This window comes from Streptomyces sp. NPDC050448 (assembly GCF_040655295.1).
In the GTDB taxonomy this organism is placed as follows: Bacteria; Actinomycetota; Actinomycetes; order Streptomycetales; family Streptomycetaceae; genus Streptomyces.
Window position 1 is genome coordinate 1 of the sequence record NZ_JBFAJR010000011.1, and the last position, 19,913, is coordinate 19,913.

Annotated in this window: 16 protein-coding genes and 1 pseudogene; 13 read left to right on the forward strand and 4 right to left on the reverse strand. The window is 73.7% G+C overall.

Translation table 11 applies throughout. The annotated features are described in order from the left end of the window. Positions 1-687, forward strand: a pseudogene (locus AB0I68_RS15405) (RNA helicase); the annotation flags it as partial. Between the two features lie 138 nt (positions 688-825). After that, positions 826-1,692: a hypothetical protein gene (locus tag AB0I68_RS15410; protein ID WP_363177960.1), complete on the forward strand. Its 867-nt coding sequence runs from the start codon at positions 826-828 to the stop codon at positions 1,690-1,692. Between the two features lie 60 nt (positions 1,693-1,752). Here the strand turns inward: AB0I68_RS15410 and AB0I68_RS15415 are convergent, their stop codons facing one another. Further along, positions 1,753-3,024, reverse strand: a complete 1,272-nt coding sequence (locus AB0I68_RS15415; RefSeq protein WP_363177791.1) for a DUF1015 domain-containing protein — start codon at positions 3,022-3,024, stop codon at positions 1,753-1,755. Positions 3,025-3,133: 109 nt separating this feature from the next. On the opposite strand from AB0I68_RS15415, the gene AB0I68_RS15420 reads away from it, so the two are divergent. From AB0I68_RS15420 to AB0I68_RS15435, 4 genes are all read left to right on the forward strand, one after another. Then, positions 3,134-4,165: an HAD-IIA family hydrolase gene (locus tag AB0I68_RS15420; protein WP_363177792.1), complete on the forward strand. Its 1,032-nt coding sequence runs from the start codon at positions 3,134-3,136 to the stop codon at positions 4,163-4,165. A gap of 243 nt (positions 4,166-4,408) precedes the next feature. After that, the gene (locus tag AB0I68_RS15425; protein ID WP_363177961.1) at positions 4,409-5,452 is read left to right on the forward strand and encodes an iron chelate uptake ABC transporter family permease subunit; all 1,044 of its coding nucleotides are present in this window, start codon (positions 4,409-4,411) and stop codon (positions 5,450-5,452) included. Then, on the forward strand, positions 5,449-6,510 hold the full coding sequence (locus AB0I68_RS15430) for an iron chelate uptake ABC transporter family permease subunit (RefSeq protein WP_363177793.1): 1,062 nt from the start codon (positions 5,449-5,451) through the stop codon (positions 6,508-6,510). Before AB0I68_RS15425 ends, AB0I68_RS15430 begins: the two co-directional genes overlap by 4 nt. Beyond that, positions 6,507-7,352, forward strand: coding sequence for an ABC transporter ATP-binding protein (locus AB0I68_RS15435; protein ID WP_363177794.1), 846 nt, complete (start codon positions 6,507-6,509; stop codon positions 7,350-7,352). Before AB0I68_RS15430 ends, AB0I68_RS15435 begins: the two co-directional genes overlap by 4 nt. A 124-nt stretch (positions 7,353-7,476) precedes the next feature. On the opposite strand, the gene AB0I68_RS15440 is transcribed toward AB0I68_RS15435, so the two are convergent. After that, positions 7,477-7,824 (reverse strand): SCP2 sterol-binding domain-containing protein, encoded by a 348-nt coding sequence (locus AB0I68_RS15440; RefSeq protein WP_363177795.1) that lies wholly within the window; start codon positions 7,822-7,824, stop codon positions 7,477-7,479. Between the two features lie 65 nt (positions 7,825-7,889). Here AB0I68_RS15440 and AB0I68_RS15445 point away from each other — a divergent pair, with 65 nt between their 5' ends. The 5 genes from AB0I68_RS15445 to AB0I68_RS15465 all read left to right on the forward strand — a co-directional run bounded on the left by AB0I68_RS15445 (position 7,890) and on the right by AB0I68_RS15465 (position 13,183). Then, complete coding sequence (locus tag AB0I68_RS15445) at positions 7,890-8,237, forward strand: hypothetical protein (RefSeq protein ID WP_363177796.1); 348 nt, start codon at positions 7,890-7,892, stop codon at positions 8,235-8,237. A gap of 7 nt (positions 8,238-8,244) precedes the next feature. Continuing rightward, entirely contained in the window at positions 8,245-9,060 is an 816-nt protein-coding gene (locus AB0I68_RS15450; protein ID WP_363177797.1) for a TlyA family RNA methyltransferase, read from the forward strand. Further along, the gene (locus tag AB0I68_RS15455) at positions 9,057-10,004 is read left to right on the forward strand and encodes an NAD kinase (RefSeq protein WP_363177798.1); all 948 of its coding nucleotides are present in this window, start codon (positions 9,057-9,059) and stop codon (positions 10,002-10,004) included. Before AB0I68_RS15450 ends, AB0I68_RS15455 begins: the two co-directional genes overlap by 4 nt. 82 nt (positions 10,005-10,086) lie before the next feature. Next, the gene (gene recN, locus AB0I68_RS15460; RefSeq protein WP_363177962.1) at positions 10,087-11,805 is read left to right on the forward strand and encodes a DNA repair protein RecN; all 1,719 of its coding nucleotides are present in this window, start codon (positions 10,087-10,089) and stop codon (positions 11,803-11,805) included. Positions 11,806-12,052: 247 nt separating this feature from the next. Continuing rightward, positions 12,053-13,183, forward strand: a complete 1,131-nt coding sequence (locus AB0I68_RS15465; protein WP_363177799.1) for a glycosyltransferase family 4 protein — start codon at positions 12,053-12,055, stop codon at positions 13,181-13,183. A 145-nt stretch (positions 13,184-13,328) separates the two neighbouring features. Here the strand turns inward: AB0I68_RS15465 and AB0I68_RS15470 are convergent, their stop codons facing one another. Further along, positions 13,329-14,948, reverse strand: coding sequence for a PucR family transcriptional regulator (locus AB0I68_RS15470; protein ID WP_363177800.1), 1,620 nt, complete (start codon positions 14,946-14,948; stop codon positions 13,329-13,331). Between the two features lie 341 nt (positions 14,949-15,289). On the opposite strand from AB0I68_RS15470, the gene AB0I68_RS15475 reads away from it, so the two are divergent. Both AB0I68_RS15475 and AB0I68_RS15480 read left to right on the forward strand, forming a co-directional pair. Beyond that, complete coding sequence (locus tag AB0I68_RS15475; RefSeq protein WP_363177963.1) at positions 15,290-16,768, forward strand: APC family permease; 1,479 nt, start codon at positions 15,290-15,292, stop codon at positions 16,766-16,768. A 15-nt stretch (positions 16,769-16,783) separates the two neighbouring features. Beyond that, on the forward strand, positions 16,784-18,415 hold the full coding sequence (locus tag AB0I68_RS15480; protein ID WP_363177802.1) for an NAD(P)/FAD-dependent oxidoreductase: 1,632 nt from the start codon (positions 16,784-16,786) through the stop codon (positions 18,413-18,415). 7 nt (positions 18,416-18,422) lie between these two features. Here AB0I68_RS15480 and AB0I68_RS15485 read toward each other — a convergent pair whose 3' ends face one another. Further along, positions 18,423-19,805, reverse strand: a complete 1,383-nt coding sequence (locus tag AB0I68_RS15485; RefSeq protein WP_363177803.1) for an FAD-binding oxidoreductase — start codon at positions 19,803-19,805, stop codon at positions 18,423-18,425. Between the last annotated feature and the right edge of the window lie 108 nt (positions 19,806-19,913).

Below are 19,913 nucleotides of genomic sequence, written 5' to 3' on the forward strand. Positions count from 1 at the left end.
GAGCGTCCGTCGTACCCGCGTCGCGACGACGAGCGCGGTGGTTTCCGCGGCGGTCGTGACGACCGTGGCGGGGACCGCCCGTCCTACCCGCGCCGTGACGACCGCGGTGGCGACCGTCCCGCAGGCGGCGGCTTCCGTCGCGACGACCGCGGCGACCGCCCGACCGGCGGAGGCTTCCGCGGCCGCGAGGACCGGCCCTCCTACCCGCGTCGTGACGACCGTGGCGGGGACCGTCCGTCCTACCCGCGCCGTGACGACCGTGGTGGCGAGCGTCCCGCAGGCGGCGGCTTCCGTCGCGACGACCGGGGCGAGCGTCCGTCGTACCCGCGTCGCGACGACGAGCGCGGTGGTTTCCGCGGCGGTCGTGACGACCGTGGCGGGGACCGCCCGTCCTACCCGCGCCGCGACGACCGCGGTGGCGAGCGTCCGTCCTACCCGCGTCGTGACGACCGTGGTGGCGAGCGTCCCGCAGGCGGCGGCTTCCGCCGTGACGACCGTGGTGGCGAGCGTCCGTCGTACCCGCGTCGTGATGACGAGCGCGGTGGGCGTCCGTCGTACCCGCGTCGCGACGACGAGCGCGGTGGTTTCCGCGGCGGTCGTGACGACCGTGGCGGCGACCGCCCGAGCTACCCGCGCCGTGATGACCGCGGTGGCGACCGTGGCGGGTTCCGCGGCCGTGACGACCGTGGTGGCGACCGCGGCGGCTACCGTGGCGGCCGCGATGACCGCGGTGGCGACCGCGACTACCGTGCGGACCGCGACCGGGACCCGGTCAAGCGGCTTCCGATCGACGAGGACGTCACCGGTCTCGAGATCGACGCCGATGTGCGCCAGGAGCTCCTGAGCCTGCCCAAGGGGCTGGCCGAGGAGGTCTCCCGCAACCTGGTCATGGTGGCCCGGCTGATCGACGAGGACCCGGAGCAGGCGTACGCGTACTCGCGCATCGCCCTGCGGCTGGCCTCCCGTGTCGCCGCCGTGCGCGAGGCCGCCGGCTTCGCCGCGTACGCCACGCAGAAGTACAGCGAGGCGCTCGCGGAGTTCCGCGCCGCCAAGCGCATGACCGGATCCGTCGAGCTGTGGCCCGTCATGGCCGACTGCGAACGCGGCCTCGGCCGCCCCGAGCGCGCGCTGGCCATGGCAGGCGAGCCCGAGGTGCAGAAGCTGGACAAGGCCGGCCAGGTCGAGATGCGCCTGGTCGCCGCCGGTGCGCGGCGGGACATGGGGCAGCTCGAAGCCGCCATCGTGACCCTGCAGAGCCCGGAGCTGGCGTCCAACTCCGTCCAGCCGTGGACCGCGCGTCTGCGGTACGCCTACGCCGACGCCCTGCTGGCGGCCGGTCGTGAGGACGAGGCGCGCGAGTGGTTCGCCAAGACGGTCGAGGCGGACAAGGACGGCTCGATGGATGCCTCCGACCGGCTCGCCGAGCTGGACGGGGTCGAGTTCGTCGACGCGCTCGACGCCGATGAGGCGGACGAGATCGGCGACGAGGACGACGAGCAGGACGCCGCCGAGGTCGCCGCCGCCGAGCGTGCGTCCGACCAGGCCGAGTACTACGACGAGGACGACGAGGAGTACGAGCCGCTCGAGCGGTCCGAGGCGGACGTCGACGTCGACGTCACCGACGAGGTCGTTGTCGTCGAGGACGAGGACGACGAGGACGACGAGCGGGACCAGGCCCGCGACAAGGCCTGAGTGCTGAACTGAGAAAGGGCGGTACCCCTCCGGGGGTACCGCCCTTTTTCGCGTCCGCGGTCAGTCCAGGCTGCGCAGCACCAGTCCGGTCGCCGGCTTCGGGCCGAAGGAGGTGGACTTGCGGGGCATCGTGACGCCTTGGCGGGCCAGGTCCCGGACGACTTCCTCCCGTACGGGGTGCAGCAGGACCGCGGTGCCGCCGTGGCGCTCGGCCATGGCGGCGGTGGCCGCCGCGTCGTGGATGTACGTGATCTGGTCGGGGGTGTCGGGGATCTGCCACAAGGCGTCGAGCAGGGTCGCGTGCAGTACGGTCGCGTCCAGCCGGCGCCAGGCCTCGGGGCGGTCGTGGCGTACGGTGCGCTCGAGGAGGTCCAGGTCCGGGTCGGTGACCAGGTGGAAGGTCCCGTCGCCGGTCAGGAGGAAGGCGTTGCCCCGCTCCGCGGCGTCGGCGAGGGTCTCCAGGGCGAGCGGCAGCGGGCCGTCGACCGGGCGGACCCGGAAGTGGGCCCCGACGGAGGCCAGGGCGTCCGCGAGCGGGAGGCGGCGCAGCATCCTGTGGATGGCGCGGACCTGGAGCGGGTAGCGGGCGGTGTCGACGAGGAGGACCAGGCCGAAGTCCCATGCCGTGGGGGACTGGTGCTCCTCCTGGAGGCGCAGGTACGTCGCCCAGCGGTGGTGTCCGTCGGCGATGAGTGCCTGGCGGTGGCCGAGGTCGGCGGTGACGGCGGCCTGGTCGGCGGGGTCGGTGATGGCCCAGAGCCGGTGCCGGAAGCCGTCCTCGGTGGTGGTGGCCAGCAGGGGCGCCCGCCCGGCGGTCCGCTCGACGACCTCCGCCGCGCCGGTCCCGGGGTCATCGCCGCGGTAGGTGAGGAGGAGGGGCTCCAGGTTGGCCGAGGCCGCCCGCATCAGGCCGGCCCGGTCGGTGACCACGTCCGGCATGACGTCCTCGTGCGGGAGGACGATGCCGGCGTCGGGCTTCGAGAGGGCGAGGGCGCCGATGACGCCGCGCTGGAGCAGGCCGCCCTTGCGCTGCTCGTAGACGTAGAGCGCCGGGTCGGGGTCGGTGCTGAGGACGCCCTTGGCGAGCCAGTCGTGCAGGGTGCGCGCGGCCTGTTCGTTGCGCGCGGCGGGGGTGTCGGCCTGCGGAAGGATCAGACGGACGATGTTGTGCGGGTCGGCGGACTCGAGGTGGTCGACGCCATCGGGGCGTACGACCACGTCGTACGGCGGTGAGGTGACGGCGGCCAGACTGCCGACACGCTCCGGGACGTAGCGCAGTCCATGGAAGGGGATCAGGCGCAGCCCGTCGTCCGCGGTACCAGATGTGGTCATTGCTGCATGGTAAGACGCGTCTCGCGATGCGGGATGATCGGGTGAGCAAGAGCTCAGCGCACATGTGGTCGACACCGATCGAAGACCGAGCAGACAGGGAGCCGACAGGATGACCCGGCAGAGCAGGACGAGTCCGGCGGGCAGCGAGCGCAGCCTGCACCAGGCGTACGACACGGCCCTGCTGGACCTGGACGGCGTCGTGTACGCGGGCGGCGAGGCCATCGCGTACGCCGTGGATTCGCTGGCGGCGGCGCGGGCCGACGGGATGCACCTGGCGTACGTCACGAACAACGCGCTGCGGACTCCGGACGCGGTCGCCGAGCACCTGGGCGAGCTGGGGATCCCGACCGAGGCCGCCGAGGTGATCACTTCGGCGCAGGCCGTGGCGCGGCTGATCTCGGAGCAGGTGCAGCCGGGGTCGAAGGTGCTGGTGATCGGCGGCGAGGGGCTGCGGGTCGCGCTGCGCGAGCGGGGGCTGGTGCCGGTGGAGTCCGCCGACGAGGAGGGGCTCGCGGCGGTCGTGCAGGGGTACGGGGGCCCCGATCTGCCGTGGGCGCGGTTCGCGGAGGCTTCGTACGCGATCCAGCGCGGGGTGCCGTGGTACGCGTCGAACACCGATCTGACGATTCCGGGGGCGCGTGGGATCGGGCCCGGGAACGGGGCGGCGGTGGAGGTCGTACGGATCGCCACGGGCGCGCAGCCGCAGGTCGCGGGCAAGCCGCTGCCCCCGATGCACCGGGAGACGGTGCTGCGGACCGGGGCGGAGCGGCCGCTGGTGGTCGGGGACCGGCTGGACACGGACATCGAGGGCGCGTTCAACGGGGAGGTGGACTCGCTGCTGGTGCTGACCGGGGTGACGGACGCGGCGCAACTGCTGCGGGCCGAGCCGAGGCACCGGCCGACGTACGTGGACCGGGATCTGCGCGGGCTGCTGACGGGGCAGCCGGAGGTCGGGCCGGCCGGGGAGGGCTTCCGCTGCGGGGGCTGGACCGCGGTGGTGGCGGCGGACGTACTGGAGTTGCGGGGCGAGGGCGATCCGGTCGACGGGCTGCGGGCGCTGTGCGCGGCGGCCTGGACGCAGGCGGGGGACGGCTCCTGCACGCTGGACATGGGGAAGGCGCTGGCCCGGATCGGGCTGTAGGCCGGGCGGAGGTGCCGGCGGGGCCGCCCGTAGGGGTCCACGAGTCGGCCGGAGGGTCCCGTGAGGCACCTGGAGGGTTCCACGAGGCCACTTGGAGGGTCCGTGAGGTCACTTGGAGGGTCCGTGAGGCCGTCCGAGTCGGGTTCGCGGGCCGTCCGAGGCGGTTCGGGGGGCCGTTCACCGGCGGTCCGCGGGATCCGGAAGACAAGATCAGAAGCAGGGTAGGCTAACCTAACCTTCGTGTTGGTCGAGAGTCCCCCTGAACAGAGCGCGGCGCCGGTCGCCGCCATCCGCCCGCGCCATGCGGCGCGCGCCGCCGGTCTGCTCGGCGCCCTCGCTGTGCTGGCCCTGATCGTGGTGGCGAGCATCGCCGTGGGCGCCCGGCAGATGCCCCTCGACCAGGTCTGGCACGGCCTGTTCCACTACGCGGGGACGCCCTCCGACGTGGTGGTGCGCGATCTGCGGGTCCCGCGCACCCTCCTCGGGCTGATGGTCGGGCTCGGGCTCGGCCTGTCCGGTGCGGTGATGCAGGCGCTGACCCGCAATCCGCTGGCCGAGCCGGGCATCCTCGGCGTCAACGCGGGCGCCGCGGCCGCCGTGGTCTCGGCGATCACCTTCCTCGGGGCCTCCTCAATCGGCGAGTTCGTGTGGTGGGCCTTCCTCGGCGCCGCCGTCGTCTCCGTCGTGGTCTACGTGCTCGGCGGCAGCCGCAGCGCGACCCCGGTGCGCCTCGCGCTCGCCGGTACGGCGGCCAGCGCGGCCCTGGCCGGCTACATCAACGCCGTGCAGCTGATGGACAGCAAGGCGCTGGACAAGCTCCGCTTCTGGACCGTGGGCTCGCTGGCCTCCGCGAACATGGACACCGTCCGCCAGGTGGCGCCCTTCCTGCTGGTGGGCGCGGTGATCGCGCTGTCGCTGGGCCGGCCGCTCAATGCCATGGCCATGGGCGACGACACCGCGCGGGCCCTCGGCGCCCACCTGACGCGGACCCGGATCGGCGCCATGGCGGCCATCACGCTCCTGTGCGGGGCGGCGACCGCCGCCTGCGGGCCGATCGTCTTCATCGGGCTGATGATCCCGCACCTGGCGCGGCTCCTCACCGGTCCCGACATGCGGTGGGTGCTCGCCTACTCGGCGGTCCTCTCACCGGTGCTGCTGCTGGGCGCGGACGTCATCGGCCGGGTCGTCACCCGGCCCGCCGAGCTCCAGGTCGGCATCGTCACCGCGCTGATCGGCGGACCCGTCTTCATCCACCTCGTCCGGCGCAAGAGGATGGCCCAGCTGTGACCGTCGACCTTCGGGCGGACAAGCCCGGCTCCCGTGCCCTGCGCGGCCCCGGCGGGCTGTCCCTGCGGACGGAGCCGCGTGCCCTGGCGGTCGGGCTGCTGCTCGCCCTGGCCGCGGCGGTGATGGCCGTCGTGCTCATCGGCACCGGGGACTTCGAGATCGCGCCGTGGGACGTCGTACAGACCCTGCTCGGCAACGGGACGCCGGCGCACGACTTCATCGTCAACGACCTGCGGCTGCCGCGGGTGCTGGTCGCCCTGCTGGTGGGCGCCGCCCTCGGCATGTCCGGCGCGGTCTTCCAGTCCGTCTCCCGCAACCCGCTCGGCTCCCCGGACCTGCTCGGATTCGGGTACGGCTCGGCGGTCGGCGCGCTCACCGTGATCGTCCTGTTCAAGGGCGGCGCGACCGCGGTGGCGGCGGGCGCGCTGGTGGGCGGGCTGCTCGCCGGCATCCTCGTCTACCTGCTGTCGTACAAGCGCGGCATCCACGGCTACCGGCTGGTGCTGGTCGGCATCGGCACCTCCGCGATGCTCGTCGCGGTCATCAACTACCTGCTGACCAAGGCCCAGCTCGCCGAGGCCACCCGCGCGATGGTCTGGCTGACCGGCTCGCTCGCCGGCCGGGACTGGAACCAGGTCTGGCCCCTGCTGGGAACCTGCGCGGTGCTGTTCCCGCTGGTCCTCGGGCAGGGCCGGGCCCTGCGGATGATGGAGATGGGCGACGACGCCGCGTACGCCCTCGGGGTACGGGTGGAACGTACGCGGATGCTGCTGATGCCGGCGGCCGTTCTGCTGACCGCCGCGGCCACCGCGGCCGCCGGGCCCATCGCCTTCGTCGCCCTGGCCGCGCCCCAGCTGGCCCGGCGCCTGACCCGCTCGCCCGGATCGAACCTGCTCACCGGCGCGCTGATGGGCTCCGTCCTGCTGCTCGTGTCCGACTGGGCCTCGCAGCGCGCCTTCGGCGCCGACCAGCTGCCGGTGGGCGTGGTGACCGGGCTGGTCGGCGGTGTCTATCTGCTCTGGCTGCTCGTCACCGAGCGCAGGGCGGGACGTATATGAGCAACTCAAGGAGTACGCCCGTGCAGCGGCTGACCGCGCAGAACGTGACCCTCGGCTACGAGCAGCGGGTCATCGCCGAGAACCTGTCGGTGGAGATCCCCGACCACTCCTTCACGGTGATCGTCGGACCCAACGCCTGCGGCAAGTCCACGCTGCTGCGCGCCCTGTCGCGGATGCTGAAGCCGTCCGCCGGGCGGGTGCTGCTGGACGGGCACGCCATCGGGTCGCTGCCGGCCAAGAAGGTCGCCAAGACCCTGGGCCTGCTGCCGCAGTCCTCGATCGCGCCGGACGGGATCACCGTCGCCGACCTGGTCTCCCGGGGCCGGTACCCGCACCAGGGGCTGCTGCGGCAGTGGTCGCAGGAGGACGAGCGGATCGTCCTCGAGTCCATGGCCGCGACCGGGGTCGCCGAGCTCGCGGACCGGTCGGTGGACGAGCTGTCGGGCGGACAGCGCCAGCGCGTGTGGATCGCGATGGCGCTGGCGCAGCAGACGCCGCTGCTGCTGCTGGACGAGCCGACCACCTACCTGGACATCCAGCACCAGATCGACGTGCTGGACCTGTGCGCCGAACTGCACGAGAACCAGGGGCGGACCCTGGTCGCCGTGCTGCACGACCTCAACCACGCGGCCCGCTACGCCACGCACCTGATCGCCATGCGCGGCGGCCAGGTCGTCGCCGAAGGGCCGCCGGCCGAGGTGGTCACGGCGGAGCTGGTGGAGAAGGTGTTCGGGCTGCGCTGCCAGATCATCGACGACCCGGAGACGGGGACGCCGCTGGTGATCCCGGCCGCGCGCAAGCCACTGCCCGGGCGGTTGACGGATTCTGCCGCTGCGGGCTGACCCCCGGGTGTCCGTGAGGGGCCGTTGCGGGGGCCCTGACCCCGGGCCCCGCGCCTGGAACGCCGGCGGGGCCGGATCTGCCCCGGCGGCACCGGTTGTGCCGGCGGGGCTGGATTTGCCCCGGTTACAGGAGGTTTTTGAGGCGGAGCAGATCGCGGAAGCCGGCTTCCAGGCGGACTCGGCCGGAGGCCCAGGCCTTGGCGAACCTGAGCTCGCCCGCGACCATCGCCACCAGGTCGTCGCCGGTCATCGCGAGCCGGATCTCGGCCTTGGCGGCGGGCGGGCCGGGGGAGACCGTGTCCACCCGGATCCGGCCGCCGTCGAGGCGGCCGGTGAAGGTCTGGTCCAGGTCGGTGATGTGGCAGCTCAGGGAGCGGTCCAGCGCGGCAGCGCCGCGCACGCTGCCGTCGGCCTGCGCAAGGTTGCCGGAGAGTTGGTCGAGTGCGGCTCGGCACTCATCGATCGTAGCCATCGTGATCTCGACCGTACCGCAGAGCCGTGCGTGGCCGCCCGGGTGCTTCGGGGTAGCGTCGGGGCATGACCGACGACTTGGCCGACGCGGTGGCGGACGTACCGGATGTACCGGGCGGACCGGGTGTATCCGACGTGCCGGATGCGCCGGATGCGCCGGACGCAGTGGGCGCGCCGGGGGGAACGGCGCCGGAGCCCTCCGCCGGGCCCGCCGGGCCCGAGCCCCTCGGCCTCCTCCGTACGCCCACCGGCCATGCCGGGGTGGACGCGCACCTGGAGCGGCTGGCCGACGCCGACCACCTCACGGCGGACGGACACGTCGCGGTGTACGAGGATGTGCACAGGGGGTTGCGCGACGCGCTGACCGCGCTGGACGCACCGCCCGTCCCCGGACCGTACGAAAACAGGAGCTGAACCGAACGTGGCAGGAGTGGCACGCCGCCGCCTGGACGCCGAACTGGTACGCCGCAGCATGGCCCGCTCGCGCGAGCACGCCGCCCAGCTGATCGCCGCGGGCCGGGTGACCGTCGGCGGCGCCACCGCGACCAAGGCGGCCACCCAGGTCGAGACCAGCGCGGCCCTGGTGGTCCTCAAGGACGACAGCGACCCCGACTACGTCTCCCGGGGCGGCCACAAGCTGGCCGGCGCGCTGGCGGTCTTCCAGCCGCAGGGGCTGGCCGTCGAGGGCCGCCGGGCGCTGGACGCCGGTGCCTCCACCGGCGGTTTCACCGACGTGCTGCTGCGCGCGGGCGTGGCCCACGTCATGGCCGTCGACGTCGGGTACGGGCAGCTCGCCTGGTCGCTGCAGAGCGACGACCGGGTCACCGTCAAGGACCGTACGAACGTCCGCGAGCTGACGGTCGAACAGCTCGACGGCGTCCCCGTCGACCTCGTCGTCGGCGACCTGTCCTTCATCTCCATCGGCCTGGTGCTGCCCGCACTGGTGAGCTGCTGCGTGCCGGACGCGGACCTGGTGCTGATGGTCAAGCCGCAGTTCGAGGTCGGCAAGGACCGGCTCGGCAGCGGCGGCGTGGTGCGCAGCCCGGAGCTGCGGGCGGAGGCCGTGCGCGAGGTGGCGGCCCGGGCGGCGAAGCTGGGACTCGGCGTTCTCGGGGTGACCGCGAGCCCGCTGCCCGGTCCGTCGGGGAACGTGGAGTACTTTCTGTGGCTGCGGGCGGGGGCACCGGCACTCGACCCGGCGGATGTTGACCGTGCAGTGGCGGAGGGGCCGCAGTGACTGAATCAGCGGATAGGTCGGACAGCTCGGACACATCGTCTCCGACGGCGGGGCGGACCGTCTTCCTGCTCGCGCACACCGGGCGGCCGGCGGCCATCCGCAGCGCCGAGCTGGTCGTGCAGGGGCTGTTGAAGAGCGGGCTGGGCGTACGGGTCCTGGAGTACGAGGCGAGAGACCTGCCGCTGCCGCCCGAGGTGGAGCTGGTCGCCGAGTGCACCCCCGCGGTGCTCGAGGGCTGTGAGCTGCTGATCGTGCTGGGCGGCGACGGGACCCTGCTGCGCGGCGCGGAGTTCGCGCGCGGCTCGGGGGTGCCGATGCTGGGCGTGAACCTGGGCCGGGTCGGCTTCCTCGCGGAGGCCGAGCGGGACGACCTGGACAAGGTCGTGGACCGGGTCGTGACGCGTGCGTACGAGGTCGAGGAGCGGATGACCCTCGACGTGCTCGTACGGACGAACGGCGACGTGGTCCACCGGGACTGGGCGCTGAACGAGGCCGCGGTCCAGAAGGTGTCCCCCGAGCGGATGCTCGAGGTGGTCCTGGAGATCGACGGGCGTCCGGTGTCGGGCTTCGGCTGTGACGGGATCGTCTGCGCGACGCCGACGGGTTCGACGGCGTACGCCTTCTCCGCGGGCGGGCCGGTGGTCTGGCCGGAGGTGGAGGCGCTGCTGATGGTGCCGATCAGCGCCCACGCGCTCTTCGCGAAGCCGCTGGTGACCTCGCCGGACTCGGTGCTGGCGGTGGAGGTGCAGACGGGGGTCCCGCACGGGGTGCTGTGGTGCGACGGGCGCCGGATGCTGGAGCTGCCCGCCGGGGCCCGGGTGGAGGTCCGCAGGGGAGCGGTGCCGGTGCGGCTCGCCCGGCTGCACCACGCGTCGTTCACGGACCGGCTCGTCGCGAAGTTCGCGCTGCCGGTGTCGGGGTGGCGCGGAGCGCCCCATCAATAGCACATTCGTTCGGGAAGCTCTCGACGGGTGACGTCACATGGCACCGGTGAAACCTCGGTATCGTCGTCCCGTGCTTGAGGAGATGCGGATACGGTCGCTCGGGGTCATCGACGACGCGGTGGTCGAGCTGTCGCCCGGTTTCACCGCGGTGACCGGCGAGACCGGCGCGGGCAAGACGATGGTCGTCACCAGCCTCGGCCTGCTGCTCGGCGGGCGCGCCGACCCGGCCCTGGTGCGGATCGGGGCCAAGGCGGCGGTCGTGGAGGGCCGGATCGTCATGCGCCCCGACGCGCCTGCCGCCGTACGCGCGGAGGAGGCCGGGGCCGAGCTCGACGACGGCGCCCTGCTGATCAGCCGGACCGTGTCCGCCGAGGGGCGCTCACGCGCCCACGTCGGCGGCCGCTCCGTGCCCGTCGGCCTGCTGAGCGAGCTCGCGGACGACCTGGTCGCCGTACACGGGCAGACGGACCAGCAGGGGCTGCTGCGGCCGGCCCGGCAGCGGCAGGCCCTCGACCGGTACGCCGGCGACGCGGTCGCCGTCCCGCTCGAGAAGTACGGGGCCGCCTACCGGCGGCTGCGTGCGGTGGCCGTCGAACTCGACGAGATCACCACCCGGGCCCGGGAACGGGCCCAGGAGGCCGATCTGCTGCGCTTCGGCCTGGAGGAGATCGCGGCCGTGGAGCCGCTGGCCGGCGAGGACGTGGAGCTGGCGGCGGAGGCCGAACGGCTCGGCCACGCCGAGTCGCTGGCCTCCGCGGCGCAGATCGCGCACGCGGCGCTCGCAGGCGATGTCGAGGACCCGGAGGGCGTCGACGCGAACACGCTCGTCGCGGGCGCGCACCGGGCCCTGGAAGCCGTACGGTCGCACGACGCGGCACTCGGCGCGCTCGCGGAGCGGATCGGAGAGCTCGGGATCCTGCTGGCCGATGTGGCCGGTGAGCTGGCGGGGTACGCCGACGACCTCGACGCCGATCCGCTGCGGCTGGCCGCCGTGGAGGAGCGCCGGGCGGCCCTGACCCAGCTGACGCGCAAGTACGGCGACTCGATCGACTCCGTACTGGAGTGGGCCGAGCGGGGTTCGGCGCGGCTGCTGGAGCTGGACGGCGACGACGAGCGGATCACGGAGCTGACCGCCGAGCGGGACGGACTGCGGGCCGAACTGTCGCTGCTGGCACAGGCGCTGACGGACGCGCGGAGGGAGGCGGCGACGCGGTTCGGGTCGGCCGTCACGGAGGAGCTGGCGTCGCTGGCGATGCCGCACGCGCGGGTGACGATCGACATCCGGCAGGTGGAGGACCCCGAGGGGGTGGAAGTCGACGGCCGCCCCGTCGCCTACGGGCCCTCGGGCACGGACGAGGTCGAACTGCTGCTGGCCCCCCACCCGGGCGCCCAGCCGCGGCCGATCGCCAAGGGCGCCTCGGGCGGTGAGCTGTCGCGCGTGATGCTGGCGGTGGAGGTCGTGTTCGCGGGCTCCGACCCGGTGCCGACGTACCTCTTCGACGAGGTCGACGCGGGCGTCGGCGGCAAGGCGGCCGTCGAGGTCGGGCGGCGGCTCGCGAAGCTGGCCAGGTCGGCGCAGGTCGTGGTCGTCACGCACCTGCCGCAGGTGGCGGCCTTCGCGGACCGGCAGCTGCTGGTGGAGAAGACCAACGACGGGTCGGTGACGAGGAGCGGTGTCACCGTCCTGGAGGGCGAGGACCGCGTCCGCGAGCTCTCGCGCATGCTGGCGGGCCACGAGGATTCGGTGTCCGCGCGGGCGCACGCCGAGGAACTGCTGGCGGCGGCGCGCGCGGACGCATAGCTGTTGCGCGCGCGCTGCGGAGGCCCGGGACGGATGTCGGCCGGATGCCGTTCCGGGCCCCCGGCATGCGCCGCTGCACGGGCCCGGGGTGGTGCGCAGGGGTGACGGGCGCTACGCCGTGTGGGTGAGGCTCGGCGGTGTGTGGCGGTATCTCCTGCGGGATCCGCACCCGTATGGTCCCGGAACGCGCGTGCGGACTGGCATCCTGGGCGACGTCTCTGCCTCCCTCACCCTGGAGCTTCGGCCCGTGAGCAGCTCCCCGGTCTCGACCCCGGTCCCCGCGCAGCCGTACGGGCTGCCACCGCTTCGTACCGTCCAAGTACTCGGCGGCGCGGGCGCGGGCAGCAGCGCGCACGTACGGTCGCTCACGACCGGGCTCGCCGCGCGCGGGGTACGGGTCACGGTGTGCGCGTCCGTGGAAGCGGAGGGGGAGTACGACTTCACCGGCGCCGGGGCGCAGTTCACCCCGGACGCGGCGAGTGCGCTGCGGGCCGTGTGCGCCGGGGCGGACGTGGTGCACGCGCACGGAGTGCGGGCCGGGATGCGCGCCGCGCTGGCGCTGCGCGGGCGCCGGGTGCCGCTGGTGGTGACCTGGCAGAGCGGCGGGCCCGCGGCCGAGGGGCCCTTCGGGCGGCTGGGCCGGGTGCTGGAGCGGCATGTGGCGCGGGCCGCGGCGGTGGTGCTGGGCGCCTCCTCGGACCAGGTGGACCTGGCCCGGGAACGGGGCGCGCGGGACGCACGGCTGGCACCGGTGGCCGTGCCGATGGGCCCGGCGGGGCCGGCCGGCCCGGACGCCGGGGCGGACCCGGGCAAGGTGCGGGCGGAACTGGGGGCGATGGAGCGGCCGTTGCTGATCGCGGTCGGCAGCCTGGTGGAGCGCCGGGGGTACTCCGTACTGCTGGACGCGGCGCGGGCATGGCGGGTGCTGGAGCCGCTGCCGCTGGTGGTGATCGCGGGGGAGGGCCCGCAGCGGGCGGAGCTGGCCCGGCGGATCGAGGCCGAGGGACTGCCGGTGCGGTTGCTGGGGCGGCGCCGGGATGCTGCGCAGCTGCTGGCGGCGGCGGACGTGGCGGTGCTGCCGAGCCGGTGGGAGGCGCGGTCGCTGCTGGCGCAGGAGGCGCTGCGGGCGGGCGTCCCGCTGGTCGCGACGCCGGTCGGGGGCGTGCCGGAGCTGGTCGGGGACGCGGGCGTGCTCGTGCCGTACGGGGACGCGGCCGCGCTGGCATCGGCGGTGACGGACCTGCTGTCGGACCCGGCGCGGCGCGCTGCGCTGGCCGCGGCAGGACGGGCCCAGGCGGCGACGTGGCCGTCGGAGGACGACACCGTCGCGCAGATCCTGTCGGTGTACGACGAGCTGATGGACCGCCGCCGTCCCTGACCCCACCGGCTCCCGCGCCTCAACTGCCGGTGGGGCGGTTCGTCCCGGCCCCGGTCTGCCGGGCGGAGTCCGGCGCAGCGGGCCGAAGCCGGGGAGGCCCGCCGGGGCCGAGCCGTGCGAGGGGCGCGTCAAAAAGGGAGACGCGTCAGGACGGAGTGTGGCGGCGGGCGCGGAGGGCCAGGCTGAGGGAGAGGACCGTCTCCGGGTCGTCCAGGTCGGTGCCCAGGAGCTCCGAGATGCGGGCCAGGCGGTTGTACAGCGTCTGGCGGTTGAGGTGGAGCTCGCGCGCCGTCTCCGCCTTGCGGCCCGCGTGGGCCAGGTACGTCTCCAGGGTGGGCAGGAGCGGCGGGCGGGAGCTGGCGTCGTGTACGCGCAGTGGGCCGATCGCCCGGTCCACGAACGCCGCCAGGTCGGGGTGCTCGCGCAGCCGCCACAGCAGCAGGTCGATGTCCAGCCGCCGTGCGTCGTACCAGGGGCGGGCCGGCAGGCCGTGCGCCGCCGTGGCCGTCTCGGCGGCATGGCGCAGGCCCGAGGAGGCCGCCGCCCAGCCGCCCGCCACGCCCACGACCACCGCCGGAGGAGCCGCCGCGCGGTCCAGGCCGGCCCGCTCCACCCCCGCCCGCAGCGCCGCCGCGACCCGGTCCGCCACCGCCGGGCGTTCCGACTCGGCCCGGAGGGAGACGAGCAGCGGGACCCGGCCCTCCACGGGCCGCACGCCCAGCAGGACCGGTACGCCGACCGAGGACAGCTCCTCGAGGACCGCCCGGGCCAGTACCGCCCAGTTGCCGGAGGGACCCAGGTCGGACGACAGCCGCATGACGACCGGGAGCAGCGGACCCGCCCCCGGCTTGAAGCCCAGGACGCGCGCCTGCCCCGGGGCGTCGTCGGCGCTGATGCGGCCCTCCGCGAGGTCCGTCAGGAAGTCGCCGCGGCCGCGTGCCGCCAGTTCCTCCTCCTGGCGGGCCTGCATCAGGACCACGGCCAGTACGCCCGCCGTCCGTTCCGCCGCCATCCGGTGGACGGGGAGCAGCGGCGCCGAGACGCCCAGGAGGACCACCCGCGCGCGGACCGAGCCCGTGCCGTGGCCGCCGCCGGGGACGTCGATCAGCACCGCGTTGGCCGACGGCTCCGCCTCGCGCTGGCCCCGCAGCCCCTCCCAGACCTGGAGCGGGTCCGCCGCGGCCTCCCCGGAGACCGGGCCCGCCGCGTACAGGAGTTGGCCGTCGGGGGTCTCCAGGAACACCGGGTTCCCGGTGAAGTCGGCCAGGATGCGCAGCACCTGCGGGATCCCGCCGCCGCCCAGCAGCGCCTCGGTGCACCGCCGGTGGACCTCCTCGGCCCGCTGGAGCAGGGCGTAGTGGTGGTTGACGATCTCGGTGTGGATCTCCTCCGTCACCGCCACGAAGGGGACTTCGCGGTGGAGCTGGACGAGCGGGAGGCCGGCCGCCCGCGCCGTCTCGACCAGAGTGGCCGGGAGCCGGGTGAAGCGCGGGCCCAGTTCGACCACCAGCGCGGCGATCCCCCGGTCCGCGAGGCGGCGTACGAAGGCCCGCTGCTCGGCGGGCCGGGTGCCGAGGCCCAGCCCCGTGGTCAGCAGCAGCTCCCCGCCCTTGAGCAGGGACGCGATGTTCGGCACCTCGCCCGCGTGCACCCAGCGGACGGTGCGGCCGAGGCGGTCGGCGCAGGCCACCACCTCCGGCAGTCCGCTGCGCAGTCCGGGCAGCTCCAGTGCCCGCTGAACGGTGATCCCGCCCTGGTTGTCCATATCGCGGGACGCTACCGGCCGCTCCGTTCCCGGCACATCACCGGGCGGTTACAGAGCCCGATATGCCCCCGTCCGGCCCGACAACTCGTCGTCCCTGCAAGGAGATTATCGGACCTCGTGCCGGTTGTGGCGTGCGTCACGCAGGGGGAGAGTGGCGCCCCTCCCGACAGGAACCATGAACCAGGAACGAGGTCGCCATGAGCGCAGGTACCACCGGCGGAACCCCCGACGCCGCCCAAGCACCACAAGCACCACAAGAGCCACAGACCCCTCCGGGCTCTGGCGCCCCACAGGTCCAGCGGCTCAAGGCCAACTCCGTCGGCCTCGTCGGCGTCGTGTTCATGGCAGTCGCCACCGCCGCGCCCATCACCGCCATGACCGGCAACCTCCCCATCGCGGTCGGGTTCGGCAACGGCACCGGCGCCCCGGCCGGCTATCTCTTCGCCACCGTCGTCCTGACCGTCTTCGCCGTCGGCTACGTCGCCATGGCCAAGCGGATCACCGCCGCCGGCGCGTTCTACGGGTACGTCTCGCACGGCCTCGGCCGGATCGCCGGCATGGCCTCCGGCATGCTCGCCGTTCTCGCCTACATCGTCTTCGAGGCCTCGATCGTCGGCGTCTTCTCCTACTTCGCCAAGACCACCGTCCACGACCAACTCGGCGTCGACCTGCCCTGGATCGTCTACGCGGCCGGCATGCTCGCCGTCACCGCGGCCCTCGCGCACTTCGACATCAACCTCACCGCCAAGGCCCTCGGCGTGATGCTCGTCGCCGAGATCGCCGTCCTGTTCGCCGTCGCCACCGCCGTCCTGATCGCGGGCGGCGGCCCCGACGGGATCCCGCTCGAACCCGTCAACCCCCGGCACGCGTTCACCGGAACCTCCGCCGGGCTCGGGCTCTTCTTCGCCTTCTGGTCCTGGGTCGGCTTCGAGTCCACCGCGATGTACGGGGAGGAGTCCCGCAATCCGAAGCGGGTGATCCCCCGGGCCACCCTGATCTCCGTCGTCGGCGTCGGCCTCTTCTACATCTACGTCTCCTGGATGACCATCGCAGGCAACGGGCTCTCGAAGTCGGTGGAGCTGTCCGCCTCCACCAGCCCCCTCGACCTGTTCTTCGACCCGACCCGGACCTTCATCGGCGCCTGGGCCGTGGACGCCTTCCAGTGGCTGCTGCTCACCGGCTCCTTCGCCTGCGGCATGGCCTTCCACCAGTGCGCCGCCCGCTACCTGTACGCCATCGGCCGCGAGGGCTTCCTGCACCCGGGGCTCGGCCGCACGCACGCCAGGCACGGCTCCCCGTACGTCTCCTCCGTCGTGCAGACCGCCATCGCCACCGGCCTCGTCGCGCTGTTCTGGCTGACCGGGCAGGACCCGTACGTCCACCTGTACACGCTGCTCGCGATCCTCGGCACCATGGCGATCCTCATCGTCCAGACCCTGTGCTCCTTCGCGGTGATCGGCTACTTCCGCAAGAACCACCCGGAAGACCGGCACTGGTTCCGCACCTTCACGGCCCCGCTGCTCGGCGGGATCGGCATGACCGCCGTGGTCGTCCTCCTGCTGGTCAACATGCGGACCGCGGCCGGGCTCGCAGCCGACTCCTTCTTCTTCACGCTGATCCCGTGGATCGTCGGGGCCGTGTTCTTCGGCGGACTCGGACTCGGCCTCTGGCTGAAGTACAGGGCCCCCGAACGCTACGAGATCATCGGCCGCGTCGTCCTGGAGGACTCCGCCGAACGCACCGACGCCCCCGCTCCGACCCCTCCGGCCCCTCCGACCGCTCCGTCCGCGCCGCCCGCCCCGCCCGCCGCGAACGTCTGAGAAGGAGCCGCCGCCATGGCCCGTACCCCCCTGATGCACGCGCTCCGCACCCTGGCCGCCGAGCACGCCGCTGCCCGCCGGCTCGCCCTGCCGGTCGCCGAGGTCCGGGGCCTCGGCCGCCGGCAACTGCTCGGCCGCGCCGCCGCCCTCGGTCTCGGCCTCGGCGGCGCCCTGGCCTCCTCCCGGGCCGCACACGCCGCCGAAGCGGTCCCGGACAAGAAGCCCGTCGCCCCAGCCCGCGTCGCCGTCGTCGGCGCCGGCATCTCCGGGCTGACCGCAGCCCTCACCCTCCAGGACGCCGGAGTCGACTGCACGCTGTACGAAGCCAATCCGAGCCGGGTCGGCGGCCGCATGTGGTCCCAGCGCACGCACTGGGCGTACGGGCAGACCTCCGAGATCGGCGGCGAGCTGATCGACACCGGCCACAAGAAGATCCTGGAGCTGTGCCGCCGCTTCAGCCTGCCCACCGAGGACTTCCTCGGCGGCGGCCCGAACGGAGCCGAGGAAGTCCTGTGGTTCAACGGCACCTACTACCCGCGCGCCCAGGCCGACGAGGACTTCAAGGCCGTCTACCAGGCGCTGCGCCGCGACCTCCAGGAGGCCGGCGAGGTCTCCTGGAACTCCTCGACCCCGGCGGGCACCGCCCTCGACAACATGACGCTGTACGAGTGGATCGAGACCCGGATCCCCGGCGGCCACGGCTCGCGGCTCGGCCGCTTCATCGACGTCGCGTACAACGTCGAGTACGGGGCCGACACCGATCAGCAGTCCGCGCTCGCGCTGGTCCTGCTGATGGGGTACCAGCCCAACCCGGGCAACTTCAACGTCTGGGGCCTGTCCAACGAGCGCTACCACATCACCGGCGGCAACGACCTGCTGCCGAACGCCATCGCCCAGGCCCTGCCCGCCGGTTCGCTCGTGATGGGCCGCGAGCTCGTCGCCGTACGCGTCGGCTCCGACGGCACCCAGACGCTGACCTTCAACGACTCCGGAGCGACGCGCACGGTCGTCGCCGACCACACGGTCCTGTGCCTGCCGCTGCCGATCCTCCAGCGGATCGACCTCTCCGGCGCCGGCTTCGACCCGCTGATGAAGAACCTGCTGCGCGACGCCCGGATGGGCCACTGCACCAAGCTCAACATGCAGTTCACCGCCCGGCCCTGGCGCGGCACCGGACCCTGGCCGGGCATCTCCGCCGGGGACTGCTTCACCGACTCCGACGTCCAGCAGACCTGGGACACCACCAAGGTCCAGCCGGGCAACGGGGGCATCCTGCTCCAGTACGGCGGCGGCAGCCTGGCCGGGGCGCTCACCCCGGCCACGCCGTTCGCCACCGAGACCGACCCGTACGTCAGCACCCTCGCGGACCGGGTGCTGACGGGGGTCGACGCCTTCTTCCCGGGCACCAAGGCCGTCTGGAACGGGCGGGCGCAGCTGTCCGCCTGGCACCGCAACCCGTACTCGCTGGGCGCGTACTCGTACTGGCCGGTGGGCTATCTGCACCGGTACGCCAGGTACGAGGGCACCGCGCAGGGCCGGGTCCACATCGGCGGCGAGCACTGCAGCTACGACTTCCAGGGCTTCATGGAGGGCGGGGCGACCGAGGGGGAGCGGGCGGCGCGCGAGGTGATCGCCGCCCTCACCTGACCTACGGCTACGCCGGCTTGATGTTGTGGTTGAAGCGGAAGACGTTGTCCGGGTCGTACATCCGCTTCACCGCGGCCAGCCTGGCCAGGTTCTCCGCGCCGAGACCCGCCGCCACGCGCTCGGGCCCCTCGTCGCCGGTGAAGTTGAGGTAGACCGCGCCGGTGCTCCACGGCTGCACGTGGCCGCGTACGTCGTGGACCCACTGCCGGCAGCGGTCGTCCTCGGCCGGGTCCTCCCAGATGCCGAAGGGGTGCGCGGCCCACTGCGCGTCCCGGTACGGAACCGGGAACTCCGGGGGCCCGTCCGCGATGGCCCCGCCCAGCGGGAACAACACGTGCTGGGTTCCGCCCGGCGACGGCATCACGTCGCCGAGGGCGCAGAAGACGCTGACGAGCTCGTCCGGCAGGCCGGCCAGGTACTCCGCGGACCAGTAGTTCCGCAGGCCGGGCGGGTCGTCCATCATGCACTGGAAGTCCGCGTACGGGAGGGCGGTGAGCACCTCCACCTCGTGCGGCAGCGCGAGCAGCGGCCCGGCGAGCTCGCGCACCGCCTCCTCGCCGCCCGCGTACGTGAGCAGCGCGCCCGCCATCCGGGTTCCGACCAGGTGTTCCGGTACGAAGGGATCCGGCGGGGCGGTCAGGTAGAGCACGCCGCCGCCCGCCTCGACCGGGCCGTTCGCGAGGACCTCGCGGTAGGTGCGCACCACCTCGGGCCCGGCTTCCGGCGGGTACAGCAGCATGCAGATCGCGAACTCGGGCAGCTCGTGCAGGCGCAGGGTCACCGAGGTCGCGACCCCGAAGTTGCCGCCGCCGCCGTGCAGGGCCCAGAACAGCTCGGGGTTGTCCTCGGCGGTCGCCGTCATGATGCTGCCGTCGGAGGTGACCAGATCCACGCCGAGCAGGTTGTCGACGGCCAGCCCGAACTTCCGGTCCAGCCAGCCCGAGCCGCCGCCGAGCACGAAACCGGTGACTCCGGTGGTGGAGACCCGGCCGCCGGTGGTGGCGAGCCCGTACGGCTGGCAGGCGCGGTCCAGTACGCTCATCAGCGCGCCGCCCCCGACGCGTACGGCCTTCGCCGCGGGATGGACCGTGACCTCCTGCATCCGGCGCATGTCGACGACCACGCCGCCGTCGTTGAGGGACATCCCGGCGACGCTGTGGCCGCCGCCGCGCACCGCGACGGGCAGGTCCAGCTCACGGGCGAAACGGACGGTGGTGACCACGTCCGCCTCGCTCTCGCACCGGGCGATCACGGCGGGCCTGCGGTCGATCACCGAGTTGAAGATCGTGCGAGCCTCGCCGTATCCCGGATCGCCGGGCGCGAGGACCTCACCGGCCAGATCCTCACGGAGCACGGTCAGGGCCGTGCCCGCCTTGGAGAGGGGCGCCATGGCTCACCCCTCCTTTCGGAGGAGGCATAGGGCCACTCCAGCGTAGGCGGGCACGACGCGGAGGGCGCGGCGAGGCCGGAGGGCCGGCCGTGCGCATCCGGGCTCAGG

Coding starts and splice junctions, on each gene's coding strand:
- AB0I68_RS15470 (WP_363177800.1), bottom strand. CDS start 14,948: ATGGACAACCAGGGCGGGATCACCGTTCAGCGGGCACTGGAGCTGCCC.
- AB0I68_RS15485 (WP_363177803.1), bottom strand. CDS start 19,805: ATGGCGCCCCTCTCCAAGGCGGGCACGGCCCTGACCGTGCTCCGTGAG.
- AB0I68_RS15480 (WP_363177802.1), top strand. CDS start 16,784: ATGGCCCGTACCCCCCTGATGCACGCGCTCCGCACCCTGGCCGCCGAG.
- recN (WP_363177962.1), top strand. CDS start 10,087: ATGCGGATACGGTCGCTCGGGGTCATCGACGACGCGGTGGTCGAGCTG.
- AB0I68_RS15440 (WP_363177795.1), bottom strand. CDS start 7,824: ATGGCTACGATCGATGAGTGCCGAGCCGCACTCGACCAACTCTCCGGC.
- AB0I68_RS15415 (WP_363177791.1), bottom strand. CDS start 3,024: ATGACCACATCTGGTACCGCGGACGACGGGCTGCGCCTGATCCCCTTC.
- AB0I68_RS15445 (WP_363177796.1), top strand. CDS start 7,890: ATGACCGACGACTTGGCCGACGCGGTGGCGGACGTACCGGATGTACCG.
- AB0I68_RS15435 (WP_363177794.1), top strand. CDS start 6,507: ATGAGCAACTCAAGGAGTACGCCCGTGCAGCGGCTGACCGCGCAGAAC.
- AB0I68_RS15420 (WP_363177792.1), top strand. CDS start 3,134: ATGACCCGGCAGAGCAGGACGAGTCCGGCGGGCAGCGAGCGCAGCCTG.
- AB0I68_RS15475 (WP_363177963.1), top strand. CDS start 15,290: ATGGCAGTCGCCACCGCCGCGCCCATCACCGCCATGACCGGCAACCTC.